The 18,532-nt window shown below is 74.0% G+C and carries 15 protein-coding genes and 1 pseudogene; 9 read left to right on the top strand and 7 right to left on the bottom strand.

Features of this window, described 5'->3' with window-relative positions; translation table 11 throughout:
* Positions 1–104: 104 nt before the first annotated feature.
* From AC230_RS26155 to AC230_RS26145, 3 genes are all read left to right on the top strand, one after another.
* Positions 105–881 (top strand): GOLPH3/VPS74 family protein, encoded by a 777-nt coding sequence (locus tag AC230_RS26155; protein WP_049718741.1) that lies wholly within the window; start codon positions 105–107, stop codon positions 879–881.
* A 421-nt stretch (positions 882–1,302) separates the two neighbouring features.
* Entirely contained in the window at positions 1,303–2,160 is an 858-nt protein-coding gene (locus AC230_RS26150; RefSeq protein ID WP_078871596.1) for a helix-turn-helix domain-containing protein, read from the top strand.
* Between the two features lie 206 nt (positions 2,161–2,366).
* On the top strand, positions 2,367–2,561 hold the full coding sequence (locus AC230_RS26145) for a DUF397 domain-containing protein (RefSeq protein WP_049718739.1): 195 nt from the start codon (positions 2,367–2,369) through the stop codon (positions 2,559–2,561).
* Positions 2,562–2,634: 73 nt separating this feature from the next.
* Here the strand turns inward: AC230_RS26145 and AC230_RS26140 are convergent, their stop codons facing one another.
* The 4 genes from AC230_RS26140 to AC230_RS26125 form a co-directional block, all read right to left on the bottom strand.
* Positions 2,635–3,753, bottom strand: coding sequence for an ADP-ribosylglycohydrolase family protein (locus AC230_RS26140; RefSeq protein ID WP_049718738.1), 1,119 nt, complete (start codon positions 3,751–3,753; stop codon positions 2,635–2,637).
* A gap of 84 nt (positions 3,754–3,837) precedes the next feature.
* Complete coding sequence (locus tag AC230_RS34105; protein ID WP_241833366.1) at positions 3,838–5,181, bottom strand: DUF8017 domain-containing protein; 1,344 nt, start codon at positions 5,179–5,181, stop codon at positions 3,838–3,840.
* 204 nt (positions 5,182–5,385) lie between these two features.
* Positions 5,386–7,983, bottom strand: a complete 2,598-nt coding sequence (locus tag AC230_RS26130) for a bifunctional FO biosynthesis protein CofGH (RefSeq protein ID WP_049718737.1) — start codon at positions 7,981–7,983, stop codon at positions 5,386–5,388.
* A gap of 112 nt (positions 7,984–8,095) precedes the next feature.
* Entirely contained in the window at positions 8,096–8,953 is an 858-nt protein-coding gene (locus tag AC230_RS26125; RefSeq protein WP_049718736.1) for a TIGR03619 family F420-dependent LLM class oxidoreductase, read from the bottom strand.
* 228 nt (positions 8,954–9,181) lie between these two features.
* Here AC230_RS26125 and AC230_RS26120 point away from each other — a divergent pair, with 228 nt between their 5' ends.
* Together AC230_RS26120 and AC230_RS34100 are read left to right on the top strand one after the other, a co-directional pair.
* Entirely contained in the window at positions 9,182–10,648 is a 1,467-nt protein-coding gene (locus AC230_RS26120) for a CehA/McbA family metallohydrolase (RefSeq protein ID WP_198535608.1), read from the top strand.
* Positions 10,649–10,822: 174 nt separating this feature from the next.
* A pseudogene (locus AC230_RS34100) lies at positions 10,823–10,966 on the top strand (transcriptional regulator); the annotation flags it as partial.
* A gap of 103 nt (positions 10,967–11,069) precedes the next feature.
* On the opposite strand, the gene AC230_RS32780 reads toward AC230_RS34100, so the two are convergent.
* Together AC230_RS32780 and AC230_RS26110 are read right to left on the bottom strand one after the other, a co-directional pair.
* Positions 11,070–11,228 carry a hypothetical protein gene (locus AC230_RS32780; RefSeq protein WP_157868663.1) on the bottom strand — a complete coding sequence of 53 codons (159 nt, stop codon included), beginning with the start codon at positions 11,226–11,228 and terminating at the stop codon, positions 11,070–11,072.
* Complete coding sequence (locus AC230_RS26110; protein ID WP_241833365.1) at positions 11,225–12,001, bottom strand: MerR family transcriptional regulator; 777 nt, start codon at positions 11,999–12,001, stop codon at positions 11,225–11,227. The genes AC230_RS32780 and AC230_RS26110 overlap by 4 nt, the downstream gene beginning before the upstream one ends.
* Before the next feature lie 143 nt (positions 12,002–12,144).
* Here AC230_RS26110 and AC230_RS26105 point away from each other — a divergent pair, with 143 nt between their 5' ends.
* Positions 12,145–12,519 (top strand): hypothetical protein, encoded by a 375-nt coding sequence (locus AC230_RS26105; protein ID WP_049718733.1) that lies wholly within the window; start codon positions 12,145–12,147, stop codon positions 12,517–12,519.
* Here AC230_RS26105 and AC230_RS26100 read toward each other — a convergent pair.
* The gene (locus AC230_RS26100; RefSeq protein WP_078871566.1) at positions 12,507–14,054 is read right to left on the bottom strand and encodes an APC family permease; all 1,548 of its coding nucleotides are present in this window, start codon (positions 14,052–14,054) and stop codon (positions 12,507–12,509) included. The two genes, AC230_RS26105 and AC230_RS26100, sit on opposite strands and share 13 nt — an antisense overlap.
* Positions 14,055–14,707: 653 nt before the next feature.
* On the opposite strand from AC230_RS26100, the gene afsR reads away from it, so the two are divergent.
* The 3 genes from afsR to AC230_RS26085 all read left to right on the top strand — a co-directional run bounded on the left by afsR (position 14,708) and on the right by AC230_RS26085 (position 18,521).
* The gene (gene afsR / locus AC230_RS26095; protein ID WP_049718732.1) at positions 14,708–17,638 is read left to right on the top strand and encodes an SARP-family global regulator AfsR; all 2,931 of its coding nucleotides are present in this window, start codon (positions 14,708–14,710) and stop codon (positions 17,636–17,638) included.
* A 234-nt stretch (positions 17,639–17,872) separates the two neighbouring features.
* Positions 17,873–18,058 carry a hypothetical protein gene (locus tag AC230_RS26090; protein WP_049718731.1) on the top strand — a complete coding sequence of 62 codons (186 nt, stop codon included), beginning with the start codon at positions 17,873–17,875 and terminating at the stop codon, positions 18,056–18,058.
* 250 nt (positions 18,059–18,308) lie between these two features.
* Positions 18,309–18,521, top strand: coding sequence for a hypothetical protein (locus AC230_RS26085; RefSeq protein ID WP_049718730.1), 213 nt, complete (start codon positions 18,309–18,311; stop codon positions 18,519–18,521).
* Positions 18,522–18,532: the final 11 nt, after the last annotated feature.

Here is an 18,532-nt window from a genome sequence, read left to right as displayed (position 1 = left end):
ACGAGACGACATACCTACCGGTTCCCACGCGAAGCCACCACGCACTCTCGACAGACCAATGTGAGAGGGGTCACCCTGTCACTCATCCACGCGGGGAGGCATGGATGGGCAGGAGCCGCAGAACAATTCCGGAGGAGCTTCTGCTGCTCGCCTTGGACCCGGCCACCGGGACCACGGCGCAGCCGCAGTCGCTCGACCTCGGTCTCGCCGGAGCGCAGCTAGTGGAGCTGGCTCTGGCCGGACGGATAGCCCCGGACGGGGATCGTATCGCCGTGGTGATGCCACGGCCCACAGGAGATCCGACGCTGGACACCGCGCTGGAGCTGCTGCGACGCCGCGGCAGCCCGGTCCGCGCGGTGCACTGGATCGGCGGGCCCCGGCTGGGGCTGCGTCAGACGTACCTCACCCACCTGGAGCGGTGCGGCATGGTGCACGCCGTCGCCGGCCAGATGTGCGGGGTGCTGCCGACCACCCGTTACCAGGCGACGGACACGGCCATCAGCCGGGAGATCAGGGCCCGGCTGGACAGCGCGATCCGCACCGGCGTCCCGCCGGACCCGCGGACGGCGGCGCTGGCCGCGCTGGCGCACGCGGTCGGCCTGGGCAAGCACCTCTACCCGGGCAACGAGGGCCGCTCGTCCAGGTCCCGGCTGCGGGACCTGATCCGGCACGACCCCATGGGCGGGCTCGTGGCGCACGCCGTGCTCGACGTCCAGAACGGGGTCGCCCAGCCGCGCCGCTCCACGGCGGTGGCCGGCGGCGGCAACGGCGGGACGGGACGCCGGAAGGCGTCCGTCCGGGGCGCGGTGGCATCTGCTGAAACCGTTCCTCAGACCGTGGCGTCCCGCGGCGGGATGATGGCCCGCGCGGCGGCCTCCTGAGGCCGTGACGGAGGGCCGCCCGGCCCCGGAGGGACCTCCCGCGGGGGAACGCCCTCCGGCGGCGGAACGCTTTCCGGTGACGCGGACCGGTCCCCGGCCGACCGGGAACGACCGGAACCCACCGGACGCGACCGGAATCCGGGTGACACGGTGACGTGAGCGACCCGGTCGCCCGATGGGGCAGGAGACGGGCGCCCCGGCCCGGCACCGGGCCGCGTCCGCCCGAAACGCCCGGTGCGGGGCGGTGGTTCGGCCGCCGCCCCGCACCGGCGCGCCCGCGTCCGGCGAGGACCGTACGGCACCGTGACTCCGGTCGTCGCGGGAGGACGCTGTGTCGGCATTTCCCAGCGCCGCCCCGGCCGGTGGTGGCAGGCTGCGTGGACCAGGAGACAGCAGCATGACGGAGCCGGAGGTGCGTCCCGTGGCGTCCAGTGTCAACCCCACCGTAAGGCGGCGCCGATTGGGGCAGGAGCTGCGCAAGCTCCGTGAGCTCAAAGGGATGACGGCGGAGGAGGTGGCCGAACGGCTCCTGGTGTCCCAGTCGAAGATCAGCCGCCTGGAGAACGGCCGCCGCAGCATCAGCCAGCGCGACGTCCGCGATCTGTGCGGGGTGTACGGAGTCGAGGACCACCGCATCGTCGATTCGCTGATGCAGATGGCCAAAGAGTCACGGCAGCAAGGCTGGTGGCATGCCTTCGGCGACATTCCGTACAGCGTCTACATCGGGCTGGAGACGGACGCGGCGTCGCTGCGCATCTACGAGGCGTCGGTCGTCCCGGGCATCCTCCAGACCCCCGGCTACGCCACCGCCGTCACCGAGGGCTCGTGGCCGGAGGCCACCGCCGCGGAGATCGAGCGGCGCGTGCAGGTGCGGATGCGGCGCCAGGAGCGGATCACCGACCCCGACAACCCGCTGCGGCTGTGGGCGGTCATCGACGAGTCGGCGGTGCGGCGCATCGTCGGCACCCGGGCCACCATGTGCGAACAGCTGGAGCACCTCGTCCAGCTCAGCCTCCAGCCGTACATCACCGTGCAGATCCTGCCCTTCGACGTGGGCGCGCACCCGGGGATGTACGGCAAGTTCTGCATCCTGGAGTTCCACGACCCGCAGGACGCCAGCACGGTCTACCTGGAGGGGATCACCAGCGACCTGTACCTGGAGAAGCCCTCGGACGTGCAGGTCTACAGCGTGATGTACGAGCACCTGCGGATGCAGGCCCTCAACGCCGAGCAGACGCGGCGGTTCCTGCTGAGCGCCGCGGACGAGTACCGCGACTGACGGCGGCCGGACGGGGAGGCGGAACGGTACACCTGGCCCCGCCCCGCTGGGAAGAGTCGCCTGGAATATGCCATCCGGTCGGGTGAACAGCCCTCTCATCCGGTCATGTTGGCGCGTACCGTCGGTCGCACCTTCGGGAAGCCGGCGCACCCGAATCCGACAGGCAGTCCCACCCAGGCAGCACTCACAGGCAACGGAGCAACACCATGGCAATTCAGCAGGGCGTGTCCCCCTGGCGGAAGTCCTCCTACTCCCTCAACGGCGAGTGCGTCGAGGTCGCCTCCTTCACCGTCGGGTCCGTCGCGGTGCGCGACTCGAAGGCCACGTGCCGCGCGGAGCTCGGCTTCACGCCGGAGGCGTGGGCGTCCTTCATGACGACCGTCACCACCGGAGAGGAGTGAGCCCCTGACCGGCATACGCAAGCCCCGTCCCCCCGGACGGGGTTGGCGCGGCCGGACGGCCCCGGGCCCGGGTTCACGCCCTCGGGTACCGCGCCAGCCAGGCGGCCGAGGAGCCGGCCGGGCCGTGCAGCGAGGGCCCCTGCGTCAGCTCCATGGCGAAGTCGTCGGCGAGTTGGAGAATGGTGGCCCGTCCTTCCAGCTCGGCGAGCCACCCGGCGGGCAGCGCGGTCTCCCCGTGCAGCGTGCCGAGCAGGTTGCCGCAGATCGAGCCCGTGGAATCCGAATCGCCTCCATGGTTCACGGCGAGCAGCAGCCCGTGGCGCACGTCCTCGGCCACGAGCGCGCAGTAGACGCCCATGGCCAGGGCCTCCTCCGCCACCCACCCCTGGCCCAGCGACTCGACGCGCTCCGGCGTCGGCAGTCCCTGGCGCACCGCGCCCAGGGCCTGCCGGAGGGCCCGGCTGGTCTCCTCGTGTCCCGGGCGGCCGGCGAGCAGGGTCAGCGTCCGCTGGACGGCGGCGTCCAGCGACTCACCGCGGGCGACGCCGTGGACGATCAGCGCGAACGCCCCCGCGGCGAGCGCCCCGGTGGGGTGGCCGTGCGTCTGCACGGCACATTCCAGGGCGAGTTGGAGGACGAGCTCCGGTTCCCAGCCGACCAGGAGCCCGAACGGCGCCGAGCGCATCACGGCGCCACAGCCCTTGGAGTCGGGGTTCCTCGGCTCGCCGAGGGTGCCCATCCGCTCGTCCGCCAGCCCGGAGAGGCAGGCGTTCCCGGGCGCCCGCCGGGAGTAGAGCCACTCCTCGCGGGCCAGCCAGCCGGCGTCCGGCTCCCGTTCGTCCGGACCCCAGTCCCGCTGGGTGGCCGCCCACCGCAGATACGCGCGGTGGACGTCCGTCGGCGGGTGCCAGGCGCCGGTGTCCCGGCGCACCAGCGCCCGTATCAGCCCCTCGGCGGTGAAGAGCGTCATCTGGGTGTCGTCGGTGACGGCGCCCCGGCGGCCGTAGGCCGGGACGTAGTCCTCGACGCCCTGCGGCCCGTGGGCCGAGCGGATCGCCTCCAGCGAGTCGAACTCGATGCCCGCGCCCAGCGCGTCACCGATGGCGCCGCCCAGCAGACAGCCGCGCACCCGTGCGCGGAAGTCCTGCTGCTCGGCCCGGCCCCACAGGGGCGTTTCCGCGGTCGTGGTCACGTTCCGGCCTCCCGGCTCGATGTCCGTTCCTGACTTGCGGTTCGCGGTCCCGTGGCTCGACCGTAGGCGACCGCCCGTGAGTGCCTACGGGGTTCTGGCCGGGCGCACGGTGTTCATGATCTTGTCGATCTCGGCCTCGGGGAGGGCGTTCGGGACGCCCTGGTCGGCGTAGATCACCCAGCCGTGGAAGGTGCCGTCCGGCAGCTTCTGCGCGATGCTCCTGACGATCGCGGTCGGCGGGACACAGCTGCTGGGGCGGTGGGTGACGGTGACCTTGGCGGTCGCCGTGTAGCCCTCGACGCCGTTGTGCTTCCAGGGTGTCGCCTGGCTCACCTGGATCTTCGGCTTGTTGGCGCCGAGACCGCCGTAGGCCATCACGCCCCAGTTGCCCGCCCAGTTGCGGGCGTTGTCCTGGAGCGTGCCGTCCTTGCCGCCGCCGGTGGTGCCGACGGTGGCGAGCTGGCCCTTGCCGGCCTCGCCGAAGGTGTCGGGGTTGGGGTTCGAAGCGCAGCCGCCCTCGCGGAAGTTGGCCGTTCCGGTCATCGCGACGACCGGCTTGCCCTTCTCCGTGTACGAGATCATCGTGTCGCCGGGCAGCAGCTTCCACTTGGCGTCCTGGCCGGGGACGTCGTAGCTGAAGCCGTGGCGCTCGTAGGTCTGGGTCTGCCAGCCGGCGGGGGGCCGATAGCCTGACGGGGCCGGGGAGTTGGCGTCCCCCGACGCCCCGGGCGTCTGCGGCGCGCCGGACGCGCCGCCCTTGCCGTCGCCCTTGGCCTGCTCGTCCTTCTTGTCGTCACCGCCGCCGATGACCGCGTAGGCGATCCCGCCGCCGATGACGGCGAGCGCGACGACACCGCCGACGACGGCGAGGAGCGTCTTGTTCTTGCGCGGCGCGGACGGCTGGGGCGGCTGCATCTGCGGCTGCGGCTGCATCTGCCCGTAGGGCGCCGCGCCGCCGGGGTGCGCCGGCCCGGCCGGCGGTACGGCGCCGGGCCCCGCGCCGGGGACGGGTCCGGGCGGCGGCGGCACGGCACCGCCGCGCGGCGCGGGTCCGGGCGGCGGGGGCACCGCGCCCGCGGCACGGCCGGCCCCCGCAGCGCCCGCCCCGCGCACGGGCCCGGGCGGCGGGGGCACCGCGCCGGCGCCCGCGTTCCCGTTCGGCCCCGCCGCCGGGAACGCCATCGTCTGCTGGGCGTGCCCCGTGCCCTCCGGCCCCCAGGTCGGGGCGGGTCCGAAGCCGCCCTGGCCGCCGGGGCCGCCCTGGGGCGGGGGCGGCGGGCCCGGCTGCGCGGGCGTCCGCTGCTGCCCGTACTGCGGCGCGGCACCGGCCGGACCGGCCAGGCCGTTCGGGCCGTTCGGGCCGTTCGGGCCGGCCGGATCGACCGGCTCGGGCTGCTGAGGCTGTGGGGGGTTCTGGGGCCAAGACATGCGGGACACCCTATGCGGGCGAGGGTCGCCGTCCGATCGAGGCCGGGCGACAGTCCGGCAACACTCCGCCGCGGCCCCGGCCGCAGGCCCGGCCCGGCACCCGGCCCGGCCCGGGACGGCCGGGGCCCCGGCCCCGGGCCCCGGCCCGAAGGCCCCGCCCGAACCCTCGCGCCCCCCGACCCCGACCGCCCCCTCCCGGCCCGCTCAGCCCTCCCCCAACACCGGCAGCAGCTCCGGAAGATGGCCGTCCGAGGCGACGGCCGCCTTGAGGCGTTCCTCCGGCACCTCGCCGTAGAGCGTCGTGCGGGCCCGCGCGGGCCGTCCCGCGGCCTCCGCGATGGCCTCCAGGTCGCGGCTCGAGCGGTACGAGCCGTACGACGAGCCGGCCATGCGCGAGATGGTCTCCTCCATCAGCGTGCCGCCGAGGTCGTTCGCCCCCGAGCGGAGCATCTCCGCGGCGCCCTCCGTGCCGAGTTTGACCCAGCTCGTCTGGATGTTGGGGATGTGCGGGTGGAGGAGCAGCCGGGCCATGGCGGTGACGGCGCGGTTGTCGCGCATGGTCGGTCCGGGGCGAGCGATGCCGGCGAGGTAGACCGGCGCGTTGGTGTGGATGAACGGAAGGGTCACGAACTCGGTGAAACCGCCCGTCTCCTCCTGCACCCGCGCCAGCGTCCGGAAGTGCCCGAGCCAGTGCCGGGGCTGGTCCACATGCCCGTACATCATCGTCGAGGAGCTGCGGATGCCCAGCTCGTGGGCGGTCCTGACGACCTCGATCCAGGTGTCGGCCGGCAGCTTGCCCTTGGTGAGCACCCACCGCACCTCGTCGTCGAGGATCTCGGCCGCCGTCCCGGGGATCGAGTCGAGCCCGGCCTCCTTCGCCGCGGTGAGCCACTCCCGCACCGAAAGCCCCGTCCGCGACGCCCCGTTGACGACCTCCATCGGCGAGAAGGCGTGGACGTGCATCCCGGGCACGCGCTCCTTGACCGCCCGCGCGATGTCGAAGTACGCCGTACCAGGCAGGTCGGGATGGATGCCGCCCTGCATGCACACCTCGACGGCGCCGACCTCCCACGCCTGCTGGGCCCGGTCGGCGACCTGCTCCAGCGAGAGGGTGAACGCGTCGGCGTCGGTGCGGCGCTGCGCGAAGGCGCAGAAACGGCAGCCGGTGTAGCAGACGTTGGTGAAGTTGATGTTGCGGGTGACGATGTAGGTGACGTCGTCGCCGACCACGTCCCGCCGCAGGCCGTCGGCGATGCCGCAGAGCGCGTCCAGCGCCGCCCCGTCCGCGTGGAGCAGGACGAGCGCCTCGGCGTCGGTCAGCCGCGCCGGGTCGTCGGCCGCCTGCCGGAGCGCCGCGCGGACGTCGCCGTCGAGCCGCTCGGGGACCATGCCGGGCGCGGCGGCCTCGCGGAGGGCGTCCCAGTCGCCGTAGACGTCGTCGAAGTCGTCGCGCCGGTCGGTGGTGCGGCCCTCGGTGTCGATGGTGCGGTGCAGCTCCGTGCGGCCGGAGGGGACGAACACCTCCTCGGGCTCCTGCCACGGCAGCCCGCGCACCTCCGCGTCCTCACGGGCGAGGCCCGTCTCCGGGTCGGCCAGCGCCCGCACGTGCGGCAGGACGCGCGGGTCGAGCCACGGCTCGCCGCGCCGCACGAACTCCGGGTAGACGGCGAGACGTTCCTTCAGGACGAACCCCTCCGCGGCGGACCGCTCGGCGAGTTCGTCGATCCGCGGCCAGGGCCGCTCGGGGTTGACGTGGTCGGGGGTGAGCGGCGAGACGCCGCCCCAGTCGTCGATGCCGGCCCGGATCAGCCGGCCGAACTCGGCGTCCACGAGGTTCGGCGGCGCCTGGAGGCAGGCGGAGGGCCCCATGATGTGCCGGGCGACGGCGACGGTGGCGACGAGGTCGTCGAGCTCCGCGTCCGGCATGCCGCGCATCGCGGTGTCCGGCTTCGCGCGGAAGTTCTGCAGGATCAGCTCCTGGATGCCGTGGTACGCCCGCGCGACGCGGCGCAGCGCGAACAGCGACTCGGCGCGCTCCTCGTACGTCTCCCCGATGCCCAGCAGCAGCCCGCTGGTCAGCGGGACGGAGCTGCGGCCCGCGTCCTCCAGGTGCCGCAGCCGGACGGCGGGGTCCTTGTCGGGCGAGCCGTAGTGCGGGCCGCCGGGCTCGCTCCACAGCCGGGTGGCCGTGGTCTCCAGCATCAGGCCCATGGACGGCGAGACGGGCTTGAGCCGCTGGAAGTCGCTCCAGGTCATCACGCCGGGGTTGAGGTGCGGCAGGAGGCCGGTCTCCTCCAGGATCCGGACGGAGATGGCGCGGACGTACGCGAGCGTGTCGTCGTAGCCGTGCGCGTCCAGCCACTCGCGGGCCTCGGGCCAGCGCTCCTCCGGCTTGTCCCCCAGCGTGATCAGGGCTTCCTTGCAGCCCATCGCCGCGCCGCGGCGGGCGATCGCCAGGACCTCGTCCGGGGACATGAACATCCCGTGGCCCGCCCGGCGGAGCTTGCCGGGGACGGTGACGAAGGTGCAGTAGTGGCACTTGTCGCGGCAGAGGCGGGTGAGCGGGATGAAGACGCTCTTGGAGTAGGTGATGACGCCGGGCCGGCCGGCGGCCTCCAGCCCCGCGTCCCGCACCCGGGCGGCCGAGGCGCAGAGGTCCTCCAGGTCGTCGCCGCGCGCCCGCAGGAGGACGGCCGCCTCCGTGACGTCCAGCGCGACGCCGTCACGGGCCCGTTTGAGGGCTCTCCGCATGGCGTTCGCGGTCGGTGCCTCCGGTACGGGACGTGGTGCGCTCGAAGTCATTCCCCGAGCATACGAGCGGGCGCACCGGGCACCAGAGGAGATCGCGCCGGGTTGGTGTGGGTATGATCACTCGATCCGGAGGCCCCCTCCGGCGCCGTCTCCCGACGCCGCGTCACAGGAACTCGGCCAGCGCGTCCAGCGCCCGCAGCACCTCCCCCTCCCCCGCCGCCGGCAGCCCCACCACGACCTCCTCGACGCCCTGGTCCGCCAGGTGCGCCAGCTTCCCCGCCGACGGGTGCACCGCGTACGGGATGACGAGCGGTTCGCCCGGCCGCCCCGCCTCCGCCCACGCCGCCCGCAGCTCGGGCAGCGCCTCCCCCAGCCCGCCCCCGCCGATCGGCAGCCACCCGTCCGCGTACTCCGCCACGGCGGCGAACAGCCCCGGCCCGGCCGCCCCGCCGATCAGCGTGCGCGGCCCGACGAGCGGCGGCGCGCCCACCCGCTCGCGCGGCGGCAGCAGCGGCTTGGGATACGCCCAGCTCGCCCGCACCGAGCCGAACTCGCCCTCGTACGCGGTCGGTTCGGCCGCCCACAGGGCCCGCATCAGCGCCATCCGGTCACGCACCAGGGCGCGCCGGGTGCGCCACTCGACGCCGTGGTCGGCGGCCTCCTCGACGTTCCAGCCGTAGCCGATGCCGAGGGTGAAGCGCCCGCCGCTGAGGTGGTCGAGGGAGGCCGCCTGCTTGGCCAGGACGATGGGGTCGTGCTGGGCGACGAGCGCGACGCCGGTGCCGATCGCGATCCGGTGGGTGACGGCGGCGGCCTGGGCGAGCGCGACCACCGGGTCGTACGCCCGGCCGTACTCGCGCGGCAGCGGCTCGCCCATCGGCGCGGGCGTGTCGCGGCTGACGGGGATGTGGGTGTGCTGGGGCAGGTAGAGGCCGGAGAAACCGCGCTGTTCGAGCTCGCGGGCGAGCCGGACCGGGGTGATCGTCTCGTCCGTGAGGAAGGCCGTGGTCGCGATGCGCATGCGAGAACCTCCGTGGCGGGGCGGGCGGATGTGCCGTACGGGCCGCGCCGTGCGGTCGCGTGGCGCCTGCGACGCGTGCGGCACGGCAGGCTACCCACGGTAAGCCCTGGAGGGTCGCCCGTGACCCATGTCGAACAGCCGACACACAACCGTCAGCCGGCGTAGGTTCCGCCGCCCGCCGGGCGGGCGTACAACGGTCCCCGACGCACGGTCCCCGAAGGAGGCCGCATGGACCGCCGGAACGTCCTGAAACTGACCGCCGCCGGGGCGACGGGCGCGCCCGCCGCCCTTAGTCTCGGAGGCGTGCCCTCCACCGCCGCCCGGGCCGGCGGCAGCGAGACCCTCAGGATCACCGGCCGGCTTCCGGCCGGCGCGCCGGACTACGTCTACCTCCCCGTGGAAGTCCCGCGCGGCGTCCGGGAGATCGCCGTCTCGTACGCGTACGACAGACCCGCCGTCCCCGCCGGCGTGCCCGGCAACGCCTGCGACATCGGCATCTTCGACGAGCGCGGCACCGGGCTGGGCGGTGCCGGGTTCCGGGGCTGGTCGGGCGGCGCCCGGACGGAGTTCTCGGTCGGCGCCGAGCGCGCGACCCCCGGCTATCTGGCGGGCCCGGTCCGCCCCGGCACCTGGCACGTCGTCCTCGGCCCGTACACGGTGGCGCCGCAGGGGCTGGCGTACGAGGTGACGGTCACGCTGCGGTACGGGCCGACGGGCGCCCCGGCCGTCCCCGTCTTCCCGCCGCAGCGGACCCGGGGGCGGGGGCGGGCCTGGTACCGGGGGGACGGCCACCTCCACAGCGTCCACTCCGACGGGCTCCGCACGCCGGCGCAGATCGCGGCGGCGGCGCGGGCCGCCGGCCTCGACTGGATCGTCAGCACCGAGCACAACACGACGTCCGCGCACGGCGCTTGGGAGGGTCTCTGGGGTGACGACCTGCTCGTCCTCACCGGCGAGGAGGTCACCACCCGCAACGGGCACGTCCTCGCCCTCGGCACCGACCCCGGCGTCTTCGTCGACTGGCGCTACCGCGCCCGCGACGGCGTCTTCCCCCGCTTCGCCCGCACCGTCCGCCGCGCCGGCGGACTCGTCGTCCCCGCCCACCCGTTCGCCACCTGCCCCGCGTGCAACTGGAAGTTCGGCTACGACGCGGCGGACGCGGTCGAGGTCTGGAACGGCCCGTGGACCCCCGACGACGACATGGCCGTCGCCGCCTGGGACGCCATGCTCCCCCGCACCGGCGGCCGTTGGCTCCCCGCCATGGGCAACAGCGACTCCCACCGCGAACCCCAGCCCGTCGGCCTCCCCCAGACCGTCGTCCTCGCCGACGACCTCTCCCGCCCCGCCCTCCTCTCCGCCCTCCGCGCCGGCCGCAGCTGGATCGCCGAATCCTCCTCCGTCCGCCTCTCCTTCGAGGCCCAGGGATCGCACGGTGCCCACGCGGGCATCGGCGGCCGCCTCAGATCCCCCGACGCCCTGATCCGCCTCACCACCGGGGGCCTCCCGTCCGGCTGCACCGCCTCGCTGATCACGGACCAGGGCCCGATGCTGACGGTCCCCGTCCCGGCGGACGGCCGCGTCGAGTGGCGGACGACGCCCGCGCGTTCGGCCTACGTCCGGGCGGAGGTGCGGCGCCGGGGCGGGGCGCTGGTGGCGCTGACCAACCCCGTCTTCCTGGACGACGCGCCTGCCTGACGCGGGGGTTCAGGCGGCCGGAGCCCCGGCAGGCGCCGGGAACGGCGCGGAACGGCATGCCTGGGAACCGTGGGCTCCTTGCAGTGACGCCCCATCGGCGTCCCCCTCCATCGGGTTCGCGGTTCATCGGGAAGGACCCGGAGTCGGGGGGGGACCACGGATCTCCTGCCGTGTGGGTCCATCACCGACTTCCAAGGAACACCGGACGATGTGCCGGACGCGGTACGGGCTCGCTTGGACCGCTCCCGCGTCGTGCAGGAGGGCGACCATCGGTTCGCCTTGCTTCTGGAGGAAACGGTGCTCCACTACCGAGTGTGCGTCCCTGGCTCCGCCGGCGCCACGATTTCTACAGTCCCGACCATGACAGACGCCCCTGCGCGCCAGCGCCGGCGGGTCACGCGCGATGCAGGTTGATGAGGACTCACCTGCCCCGTCCGCGCGGCCGCGCGGACGTCGCCAGGACGTACAGCGCCCACGCCACCGGCACCGCCACCAGGACACCCGTCGGGAGGGTGCCGGTGGAGGCCAGGAGGCAGCAGAGGGCGTAGGGGAGGAGCAGGGGGAGGGTTCGGGTGATCACGGGTGGGGTCCTTCCGGTGTCGGGGCGGTGGTGCGGGACGCGTCCAGGTAGGCGGCCGGCTCGCGGTAGTCGGCCGGGTCGGCGGCGGGGTCGCCGGACATCGTGTGCGGGGCCTCGCGCCAAGCGGCCCGTACACCGGCCGAGATGCCGGCGTCGCCGCCCGTGAACAGGGCGGCCAGCTCGTCCATGCGGGCGACCAGCCGCCGCACCGCCGGGTCGGAGGGCGGGGTGCCGGCGGAGCGGAGCCGGGCGGCGCGGCGGTAGAGCTCGGGCCATTCGACGTGCAGGTGGTAGTGGGCGGCGGGGCCGAGGGAGGCGGCCCGGCCGGCCAACTCCCGTACGGAGGCGGGGTTCAGATGGCGGCGGAGGGTGGCCTGCGCGGCGGCGCGCCCCGTCGCGTGGAGCGCGTCCAGGAGCGCGGGGCCCGACACCGCGCCGTCCTGGGCGAGTTCGGCGGAGAGGCGGGACAGGCGCGTGCGCAGGGTCTCCAGAGCCGCCAGGGCGGAGTCGACCTCCGCGAGGTGGTCGCGGACCAGGCGTACGGGGTCGACGCCCGCGTCGAGGCAGGCACCGATCGTCTCCAGGTCGAGGCCCAGACCGCGCAGGGCGAGGATCTGGTAGAGGCGCGCGAGGTCGTTCCCGGTGTACACGCGGTGGCCGGCGGCCGTGCGGCGGGACGGGGTGAGCAGGCCGATGGCGTCCCAGTGGTGCAGGGTGCGCACGGTCAGGCCGGACGCCTCGGCGAGCGCGCCCGTCTTCCAGGTGGTGTGCACGGCCCGATCCTCCCTCCTCACGCCGCGTGAGGTTCAAGCCCGCCCGCGCGGGGCGACGGGCGGATCCCGCTCCCGCGCGCCCGTTCCGGGGCCGCCGTTCCGCGCCCACTATCAGGGCAGATGACCGACAGAGAGGGAACCTCATGAAGTCGAGGGCCTTCCGCCTCGCACCGGTGGCGGTGGTCACCGCGGGGCTGCTGTTCGCCGGCACGGCCGGCACGGCCGCCGCGGCTCCGCCGGACGATTCCCCGAGCCCGTCCGGCACGAGCGCGTCCGGCGGATCACCGGCCGGTGACACGAGCAGCCCCCCGAGCCAGCAGGAGGAGCAGCAGGCGCAGCAGGAGACCGAGCAGCTCGCGAAGGCGCACTGGGTGAAGCGCGGCCACTACCCCAGTGAGCAGTCCTGCCGGAAGGCGGGCAAGGCCGGCGTGGAGCAGCACAAGTGGCGCGAGTACAAGTGCCAGAAGCACTACGACCACGACGAGTACCACTGGTGGTGGTGGCTCTACACCCGGTGAGGAGGGCGGGAGTGCCCTCCGGGCGCCCCCGGAGGGCAGCCGTCCCGGAAGAAGGCGGGGCTGCGCCGGCGCATGACCTCCATGAGGACCGCGCCGAGCAGCAGCAGGCCGGCGCCGATGACGAGGACGGAGCCGACGCCGAGGACCGAGCTGCCCGTCCCGTACGCCGGGTCGCGCATGTCGTAGAGCGTCTTGGCGAAGACGGCCGTCAGCGCGAGCCCGCCGAGCACCGGCAGGACGCCCTTGAGGAGCGCGTCGCGCGGTGAACGGCGCAGGTCGGCGCGGAAGAAGCGGGCGCAGGCGAAGGCCGTGATGGCGTAGTAGAAGCAGATCATGAGGCCGAGCGCGTAGATGGTGTCGACGAGGACGTGCTCGCTGAGCAGGCTCATCACGGCGTAGAAGGCCCCGGTGGCGACGCCCGCCGCGACCGTCGCCCGGCCCGGGGAGCGGAAGCGGGGGTGGACGGCGGCGAAGGAGCGCGGAAGGGCACCGTAGGTGCTCATGGCGAGGACCGTGCGGGCGACGGGCAGGAAGGTGGTCTGGAGGCCGGCCGCGGCCGAGGCGAGGACGGCGACGAAGAGGAGGGCGCCGAGGGCCCGGCCCATGACCGGTTCGGCGAGCGCGGCGAAGACGTTGTCGGCGGTGCGCGGGTCGCCGAGGCCCGCGCCGGCGTACCGCTGGGCGGCGACGGCGGTGAGCAGGTAGGAGCCGATGAGGACGGCCAGGGCGAGGAGGGCGGCCCGGCCGGGCGTCCGGTCGCTGCCCTCGGTCTCCTCGTTGACGGTCAGGCACACGTCCCAGCCCCAGAACATGAAGATGGAGAGCGAGAGTCCGGCGGTGAAGGAGGCGAAGGAGGGGACGGCGAACGGATTGAGCCAGCTCCAGGAGAAGCCGGGGGCCGTGGGCGGCGACGTCGTCCACGCCATCGCCACGAAGGCGGCGAGGACGGCGAGTTGGAGGCCCACCAGCGCGTACTGCACGCCCTTGGTCGCCGTCATCCCGCGGTAACTGACGGCCGTGGCCGCGGCGATGAGCGCGAGGCACGTCACGACGTGCACGGTCCGGTCGCCGTCGAGGGCGGCGACGGCCTCGCTGCCGGTGAGCCGGCCGAGGAGGAGGTAGAGGAAGGAGGTGGCGACGCCGGCGAGGTTGGAGAGGACGATGATCGTGGCGACGGCCAGCCCCCAGCCGCACATCCAGCCGACGCGCGGCCCGAAGGCGCGTACGGACCAGGTGAAGGACGTACCGCAGTCGGGGACCGCCCGGTTGAGCTCCCGGTAGGCGAAGGCGACCAGCAGCATGGGCAGGAAGCCCGCCAGGAAGACGGCCGGCGTCCGCACGCCGACCTGGGCGGCGGTGGGGCCGAGGGTGGAGGTCAGGCAGTAGACCGGGGCGACGGTGGAGACGCCGATGACCGCGCTGCCGAGCAGGCCGACGGAGCCGCGGCCGAGTCCCTTGGCGCGGACACCGCCGGCACCGCCGCCTGTCGTCTCCCCGCCGCGCGGAGGGCGCTCCCGCGCCGCTGCATCCACCATGACCGGGACGTTAGGTCCTGCTGTTTCCGCGACGGACGGATTGCACCGCCGCCGCCTTCACCGTCACCTCCCCTTAACTTGGCGCCTTTACCGAAGAGTTCACCTGGCAATTGAAGGGGCAATACGGGTTACGGGAGGTAACGCCCAGGTGGGAGGGGCCGTTCGAGGAGGTACGGAATTCGCAGCACCGCCCCTTTTGCCCCGGTTCCAAATTTTCCGCGCCGGGGTTCGCGGGAGAGGTCCGCGTCACACCGCGGCGGGCCGGAACGTCGTTATCCGGCCGTTCGCGCGCACCGCACAAATCGGCATGGACCCACCGGCGGCGCACGCCCGCGGCGGGGCCGGCCGTCGCGCGGAACGGCCGCCCGGCACCGTTCCGGGACGGCGCCGGAGCCGTACAATGCCCGGTCCGAATAAGGCGAGTTGTGGCCGGTGGTCCTGTTCAGCCGGACGCCGGGGATCCACCGGGCACGCGCCGCGGCCGGTGGAGGGCGCCGCTCCGCCGGCGCCCCGCGCGGCCCGCCCACCGCGCCGTTCCACCGGCGCCGCACGGCCCGGAGGCCCCCTCGGAGAGGGCCGGACCGGTGCTGACGCCGGGGGGCGGAACAGGGCAGACTGACCGGTGCGACCGAGGGGACGAGCAGGGGGTCACGATGGCCGGGGACACAGGGCACGAGCAGCGGTTGCGCTTCGCCGTGCTCGGACCCGTCCGCGCGTGGCGCGGCGACGAGACAGTGCGGACCGGTTCGCCCCAGCAGCGGGCCCTGCTCGCGGCCCTGCTGCTGCGCGGCGGACGGACGGCCACCGCGGCCGAGCTGGTGGACGCCCTGTGGGGCGACGAACCGCCGCACGCGGCGCTGGCCGCGCTGCGCACCTACGCCTCGCGGCTGCGCAAGGCGTTCGGTCCCGACGCGGACGTGCTGGTCAGCGAGGCGGGCGGCTACGCGCTGCGGGCCGGCGTCGGCTGCCTGGACATCGACACCGCCGAGCGGCTGGCCGCCGAGGCCGACAAGGCCCGCGCGAACGGCAACCGCGGGGGCGCCCGCGCCCTGATCAACGATGCCCTGGCCGTCTGGGACGGCGAGCCGCTGGCGCAGATCCCCGGCCCGTACGCCGAGACGCAGCGCGCCCGGCTGGAGGAGTGGCGGCTCGGCCTGCTGGAGACCCGCCTCGACCTCGACCTGGAACTCGGCCACCACGCCGAGGCCGTCTCCGAACTCACCGCCCTGACCGCCGCGCACCCGCTCCGCGAGCGGCTGCGCGAACTGCTGATGCTCGCCCTCTACCGCAGCGGGCGGCAGGCGGAGGCGCTCGCCGTCTACACCGACACGCGGCGCCTCCTCGCCGACGAGCTGGGCGTCGACCCCTGCCCCGAACTGGCCGAGCTCCAGCAGCGGATCCTCAACGGCGACGCGGACCTCAACCTGCACCTGCCGGCCGAGCGCGGCTCCGCGGGCCCGGCCTTCATCCGCCCCGCGCAACTGCCCGCCACCGTCTCGGACTTCACCGGCCGCGCCGCCTTCGTCGAGGAGCTCAGCCACCAACTGGCCACCGCCGAGGGCCGGATCATGGCCGTGTCCGCCGTCGCCGGCATCGGCGGGGTCGGCAAGACGACGCTCGCGGTGCATGTGGCGCACGCCGCCCGCAACCACTTCCCCGACGGGCAGCTGTACGTCGACCTCCAGGGTACGGGGCCGGTCGTCGCCGACCCGGAGGCGGTCCTGGGCGCCTTCCTGCGGGCGCTGGGCACGCCCGACTCCGCGATCCCGGAGGGCCTGCAGGAACGGTCGGCCCTCTTCCGCTCCACGCTCGACGGCCGCCGCATCCTGACCCTGCTCGACAACGCCCGGGACGCGGCCCAGGTCCGCCCCCTGCTCCCCGGGACGGAGGGCTGCGCCGCCCTCGTCACCAGCCGCACGCGCATGGTGGACCTGGCCGGCGCCCACCTCGTCGACCTCGACGTGATGAGCCCCGAGGAGGCGCTCGTCCTCTTCACGCGCATCGTGGGCGAGGAGCGGGTGGGGGCGGAGCGGGACGCGGCGATGGACGTCGTGGCGGCGTGCGGCTTCCTGCCGCTCGCGATCCGCATCGCGGCGTCGCGCCTCGCCGCGCGGCGTACGTGGACGGTGTCCGTCCTCGCCCGCAAGCTCGGCGACGAGCGGCGCCGCCTCGACGAGCTCCGCGCCGGCGACCTCGCCGTCAAGGCGACCTTCGAGCTCGGCTACGGCCAGCTCGAACCCGCCCAGGCCCGCGCCTTCCGCCTCCTCGGCCTGCCCGACGGCCCCGACATCTCCCTCGCCGCCGCGGCCGCCGTCCTCGACCTGGACCTCGACGAGACCGAGGAACTCCTCGAAACCCTCGTCGACACCTCCCTCCTCGAATCCGCCGCCCCCGGCCGCTACCGCTACCACGACCTCGTCCGCCTCTACGCCCGCTCCTGCGCCGAACGCGACGAACAGCCGCCGGAGGAGCGGGAGGCGGCGATGTCGCGGCTGCTGGACTTCTATCTGGCGACGGCGGCGGGGGTCTATGTGCTGGAGCGGCCGGGTGACCAATTACTGAAACACCTGACGCCCACGCGGCATCCCGGGCTCACCTTCACGGACCGCCAGGCGGGGGCGGACTGGCTGTACACCGAGGCAGGCTGCATGTTGGCATGTGCACGCCGCCATGCGGGGGACCGCGGCGACCTGCTGAGGAAGGCCGTGGACCTGCTGCAGGCGCTCAACGACCTCATCGAGTCGGGCGCCTACTCGCGCATGTACGCGAGCGCGGCCACCGACCTGCTGGCCGCGGCCCGGGACACGGGGGACACCTGGGCGGAGGGGCGGGCGCGCACCGTCCTCGCACACGTCCACAGCCTCGCCGGGCGGTTCGCGGACGCGGAGGAAGAGGCCGCCGAGGCCGTGCGCCTCGCGCACGGGACCGGGGACGTCTTCCCGCTCTGCGTGGCCTCCAACTTCCGTGCCATCATCGGCATTTACCAGCAGCGGTACGAGGACGCCGAGCAGCATTGCGTCCAGGCCCTGAACTCCTTCCGCGAGGACGGCAACCGCAACGGCACGGCCAGCGCGCTCAGCAACCTCTCCCGCGTCCACGGGCATACCGGACGAACGGATTCCGCCGTCCGCCTCGCCCAGGAGAGCCTCGACATCTACCGCGAACTCAACGTCTCCTGGCGGCTGGCCAACGGCCGCTACGCCTACGGCATGGCCCTGGCCGGGGCCGCGCAGCACGAGCAGGCCCTGGCACAGTTCTCGGAGGCGCTGTCCATTTTCCGGAGCAACCGGCAGCAGATGTGGGAAGGCTGGAGCCTCTACCGCATGGCGGAGATCCACCACGCCATGGGCGACCACGCCCAGGGAGCCGCCCACGCCGAGCAGGCACTGGCCCGGCTGCGCGGCATCAGTGGAGAATGGCGCAAGGGCGACATCCTCGCCGTGCTCGGCCACTGCCTCGACCGGCTCGGACAACGGCAGCGCGCCTACGCCTGCTGGACGGACGCGCTGTCCGTCTACCAGCAGCTGGGATACGAGAAGGAAGCCGCCGAAGTACGGCGTCTGCTGAGGCCGGCCGGCGTCTAGGGCGCCCGTCCGCGCCCGCGTCATGCGTCCGTTCATCATTCGTTTATCGCGGCCCGACATCCTGATTCATGTCGATCCGTCGCGTCGGGGGGCAGGCGGGTCGTGTGGTGCGCCACCACTAGGGTGAACAGCCCTGAAAACACCCGTCCGGCGGCCTTCGGGGGAGTCGCCGGGCGGGTGTCGCAATCCCCGTCGTACTGCACGACTCGCACTTTCCGATGGAGTTGAACGACCATGAGCGACGAGAACCAGCTCAGCACCACTCTGCCCGCACCACAGCAGGACGGCCAGATCGCGAACGGCGCCGCCGGGATCGGTACCGCGAACGCAACGGGGGTCGGTACCGCCCCGCTGAAGCCCAAGACCCAGCAGCTGGGTGATTCTCCGAACGACAACCACGCCGGTTCCGAACCGGTCTGATCCGACCGTTCGGTCCGGTCCACGCACGGCTGGAGCTCCCGGCACACTCCGGGAGCTCCCCGGCCGGCCGGACACGGTGAGGCCCTGGAGCGCGGGGCGTCAGGGGGCTTCGCCGGTCAGCACAGCAGAGGCCGGCATCGGCGACACGGAGGGGGAGCCGCCGATGCCGGCCCTTCTGCTGGCCCCGCCACCCCGAGCGGCTTCCCAGGACGGGAAGCACCCTGCAAGCCCCCGAGCAGAAGGAGCCTCCATGACCCCCAACACCGCAGCCCGCGCCAAGAAGGGCTTAGCCGTCCTCGCCCTCGCCGGCGCCGCGGCCGCCCTGGGCACCGTGCCCGCCGCCGCGGACCATCACTCCGGCCTGGCGAACATCCCCGCTCCCGTGGTGACGGCCGCCTCCGGCGACGCCGTCAGCACCCCCATGGGTGCCGACGATAACCACGCGAACGGCATGGAGCTCTGACCGTTCCCCAC

Origin of the sequence: Streptomyces caatingaensis, assembly GCF_001187435.1 — a bacterium.
In the GTDB taxonomy this organism is placed as follows: Bacteria; Actinomycetota; Actinomycetes; order Streptomycetales; family Streptomycetaceae; genus Streptomyces; species Streptomyces caatingaensis.
Note: the sequence above shows the minus strand (reverse complement) of the source record. Positions and strands in the feature narration are given on the sequence as shown.

Coding starts and splice junctions, on each gene's coding strand:
- AC230_RS26145 (WP_049718739.1), top strand. CDS start 2,367: ATGGCAATTCAGCAGGGCGTGTCCCCCTGGCGGAAGTCCTCCTACTCC.
- AC230_RS26085 (WP_049718730.1), top strand. CDS start 18,309: ATGACCCCCAACACCGCAGCCCGCGCCAAGAAGGGCTTAGCCGTCCTC.
- AC230_RS26125 (WP_049718736.1), bottom strand. CDS start 8,953: ATGCGCATCGCGACCACGGCCTTCCTCACGGACGAGACGATCACCCCG.
- AC230_RS26100 (WP_078871566.1), bottom strand. CDS start 14,054: ATGGTGGATGCAGCGGCGCGGGAGCGCCCTCCGCGCGGCGGGGAGACG.
- AC230_RS26120 (WP_198535608.1), top strand. CDS start 9,182: ATGGACCGCCGGAACGTCCTGAAACTGACCGCCGCCGGGGCGACGGGC.
- afsR (WP_049718732.1), top strand. CDS start 14,708: ATGGCCGGGGACACAGGGCACGAGCAGCGGTTGCGCTTCGCCGTGCTC.
- AC230_RS26130 (WP_049718737.1), bottom strand. CDS start 7,983: ATGACTTCGAGCGCACCACGTCCCGTACCGGAGGCACCGACCGCGAAC.
- AC230_RS26090 (WP_049718731.1), top strand. CDS start 17,873: ATGAGCGACGAGAACCAGCTCAGCACCACTCTGCCCGCACCACAGCAG.
- AC230_RS34105 (WP_241833366.1), bottom strand. CDS start 5,181: ATGTCTTGGCCCCAGAACCCCCCACAGCCTCAGCAGCCCGAGCCGGTC.
- AC230_RS26105 (WP_049718733.1), top strand. CDS start 12,145: ATGAAGTCGAGGGCCTTCCGCCTCGCACCGGTGGCGGTGGTCACCGCG.
- AC230_RS26155 (WP_049718741.1), top strand. CDS start 105: ATGGGCAGGAGCCGCAGAACAATTCCGGAGGAGCTTCTGCTGCTCGCC.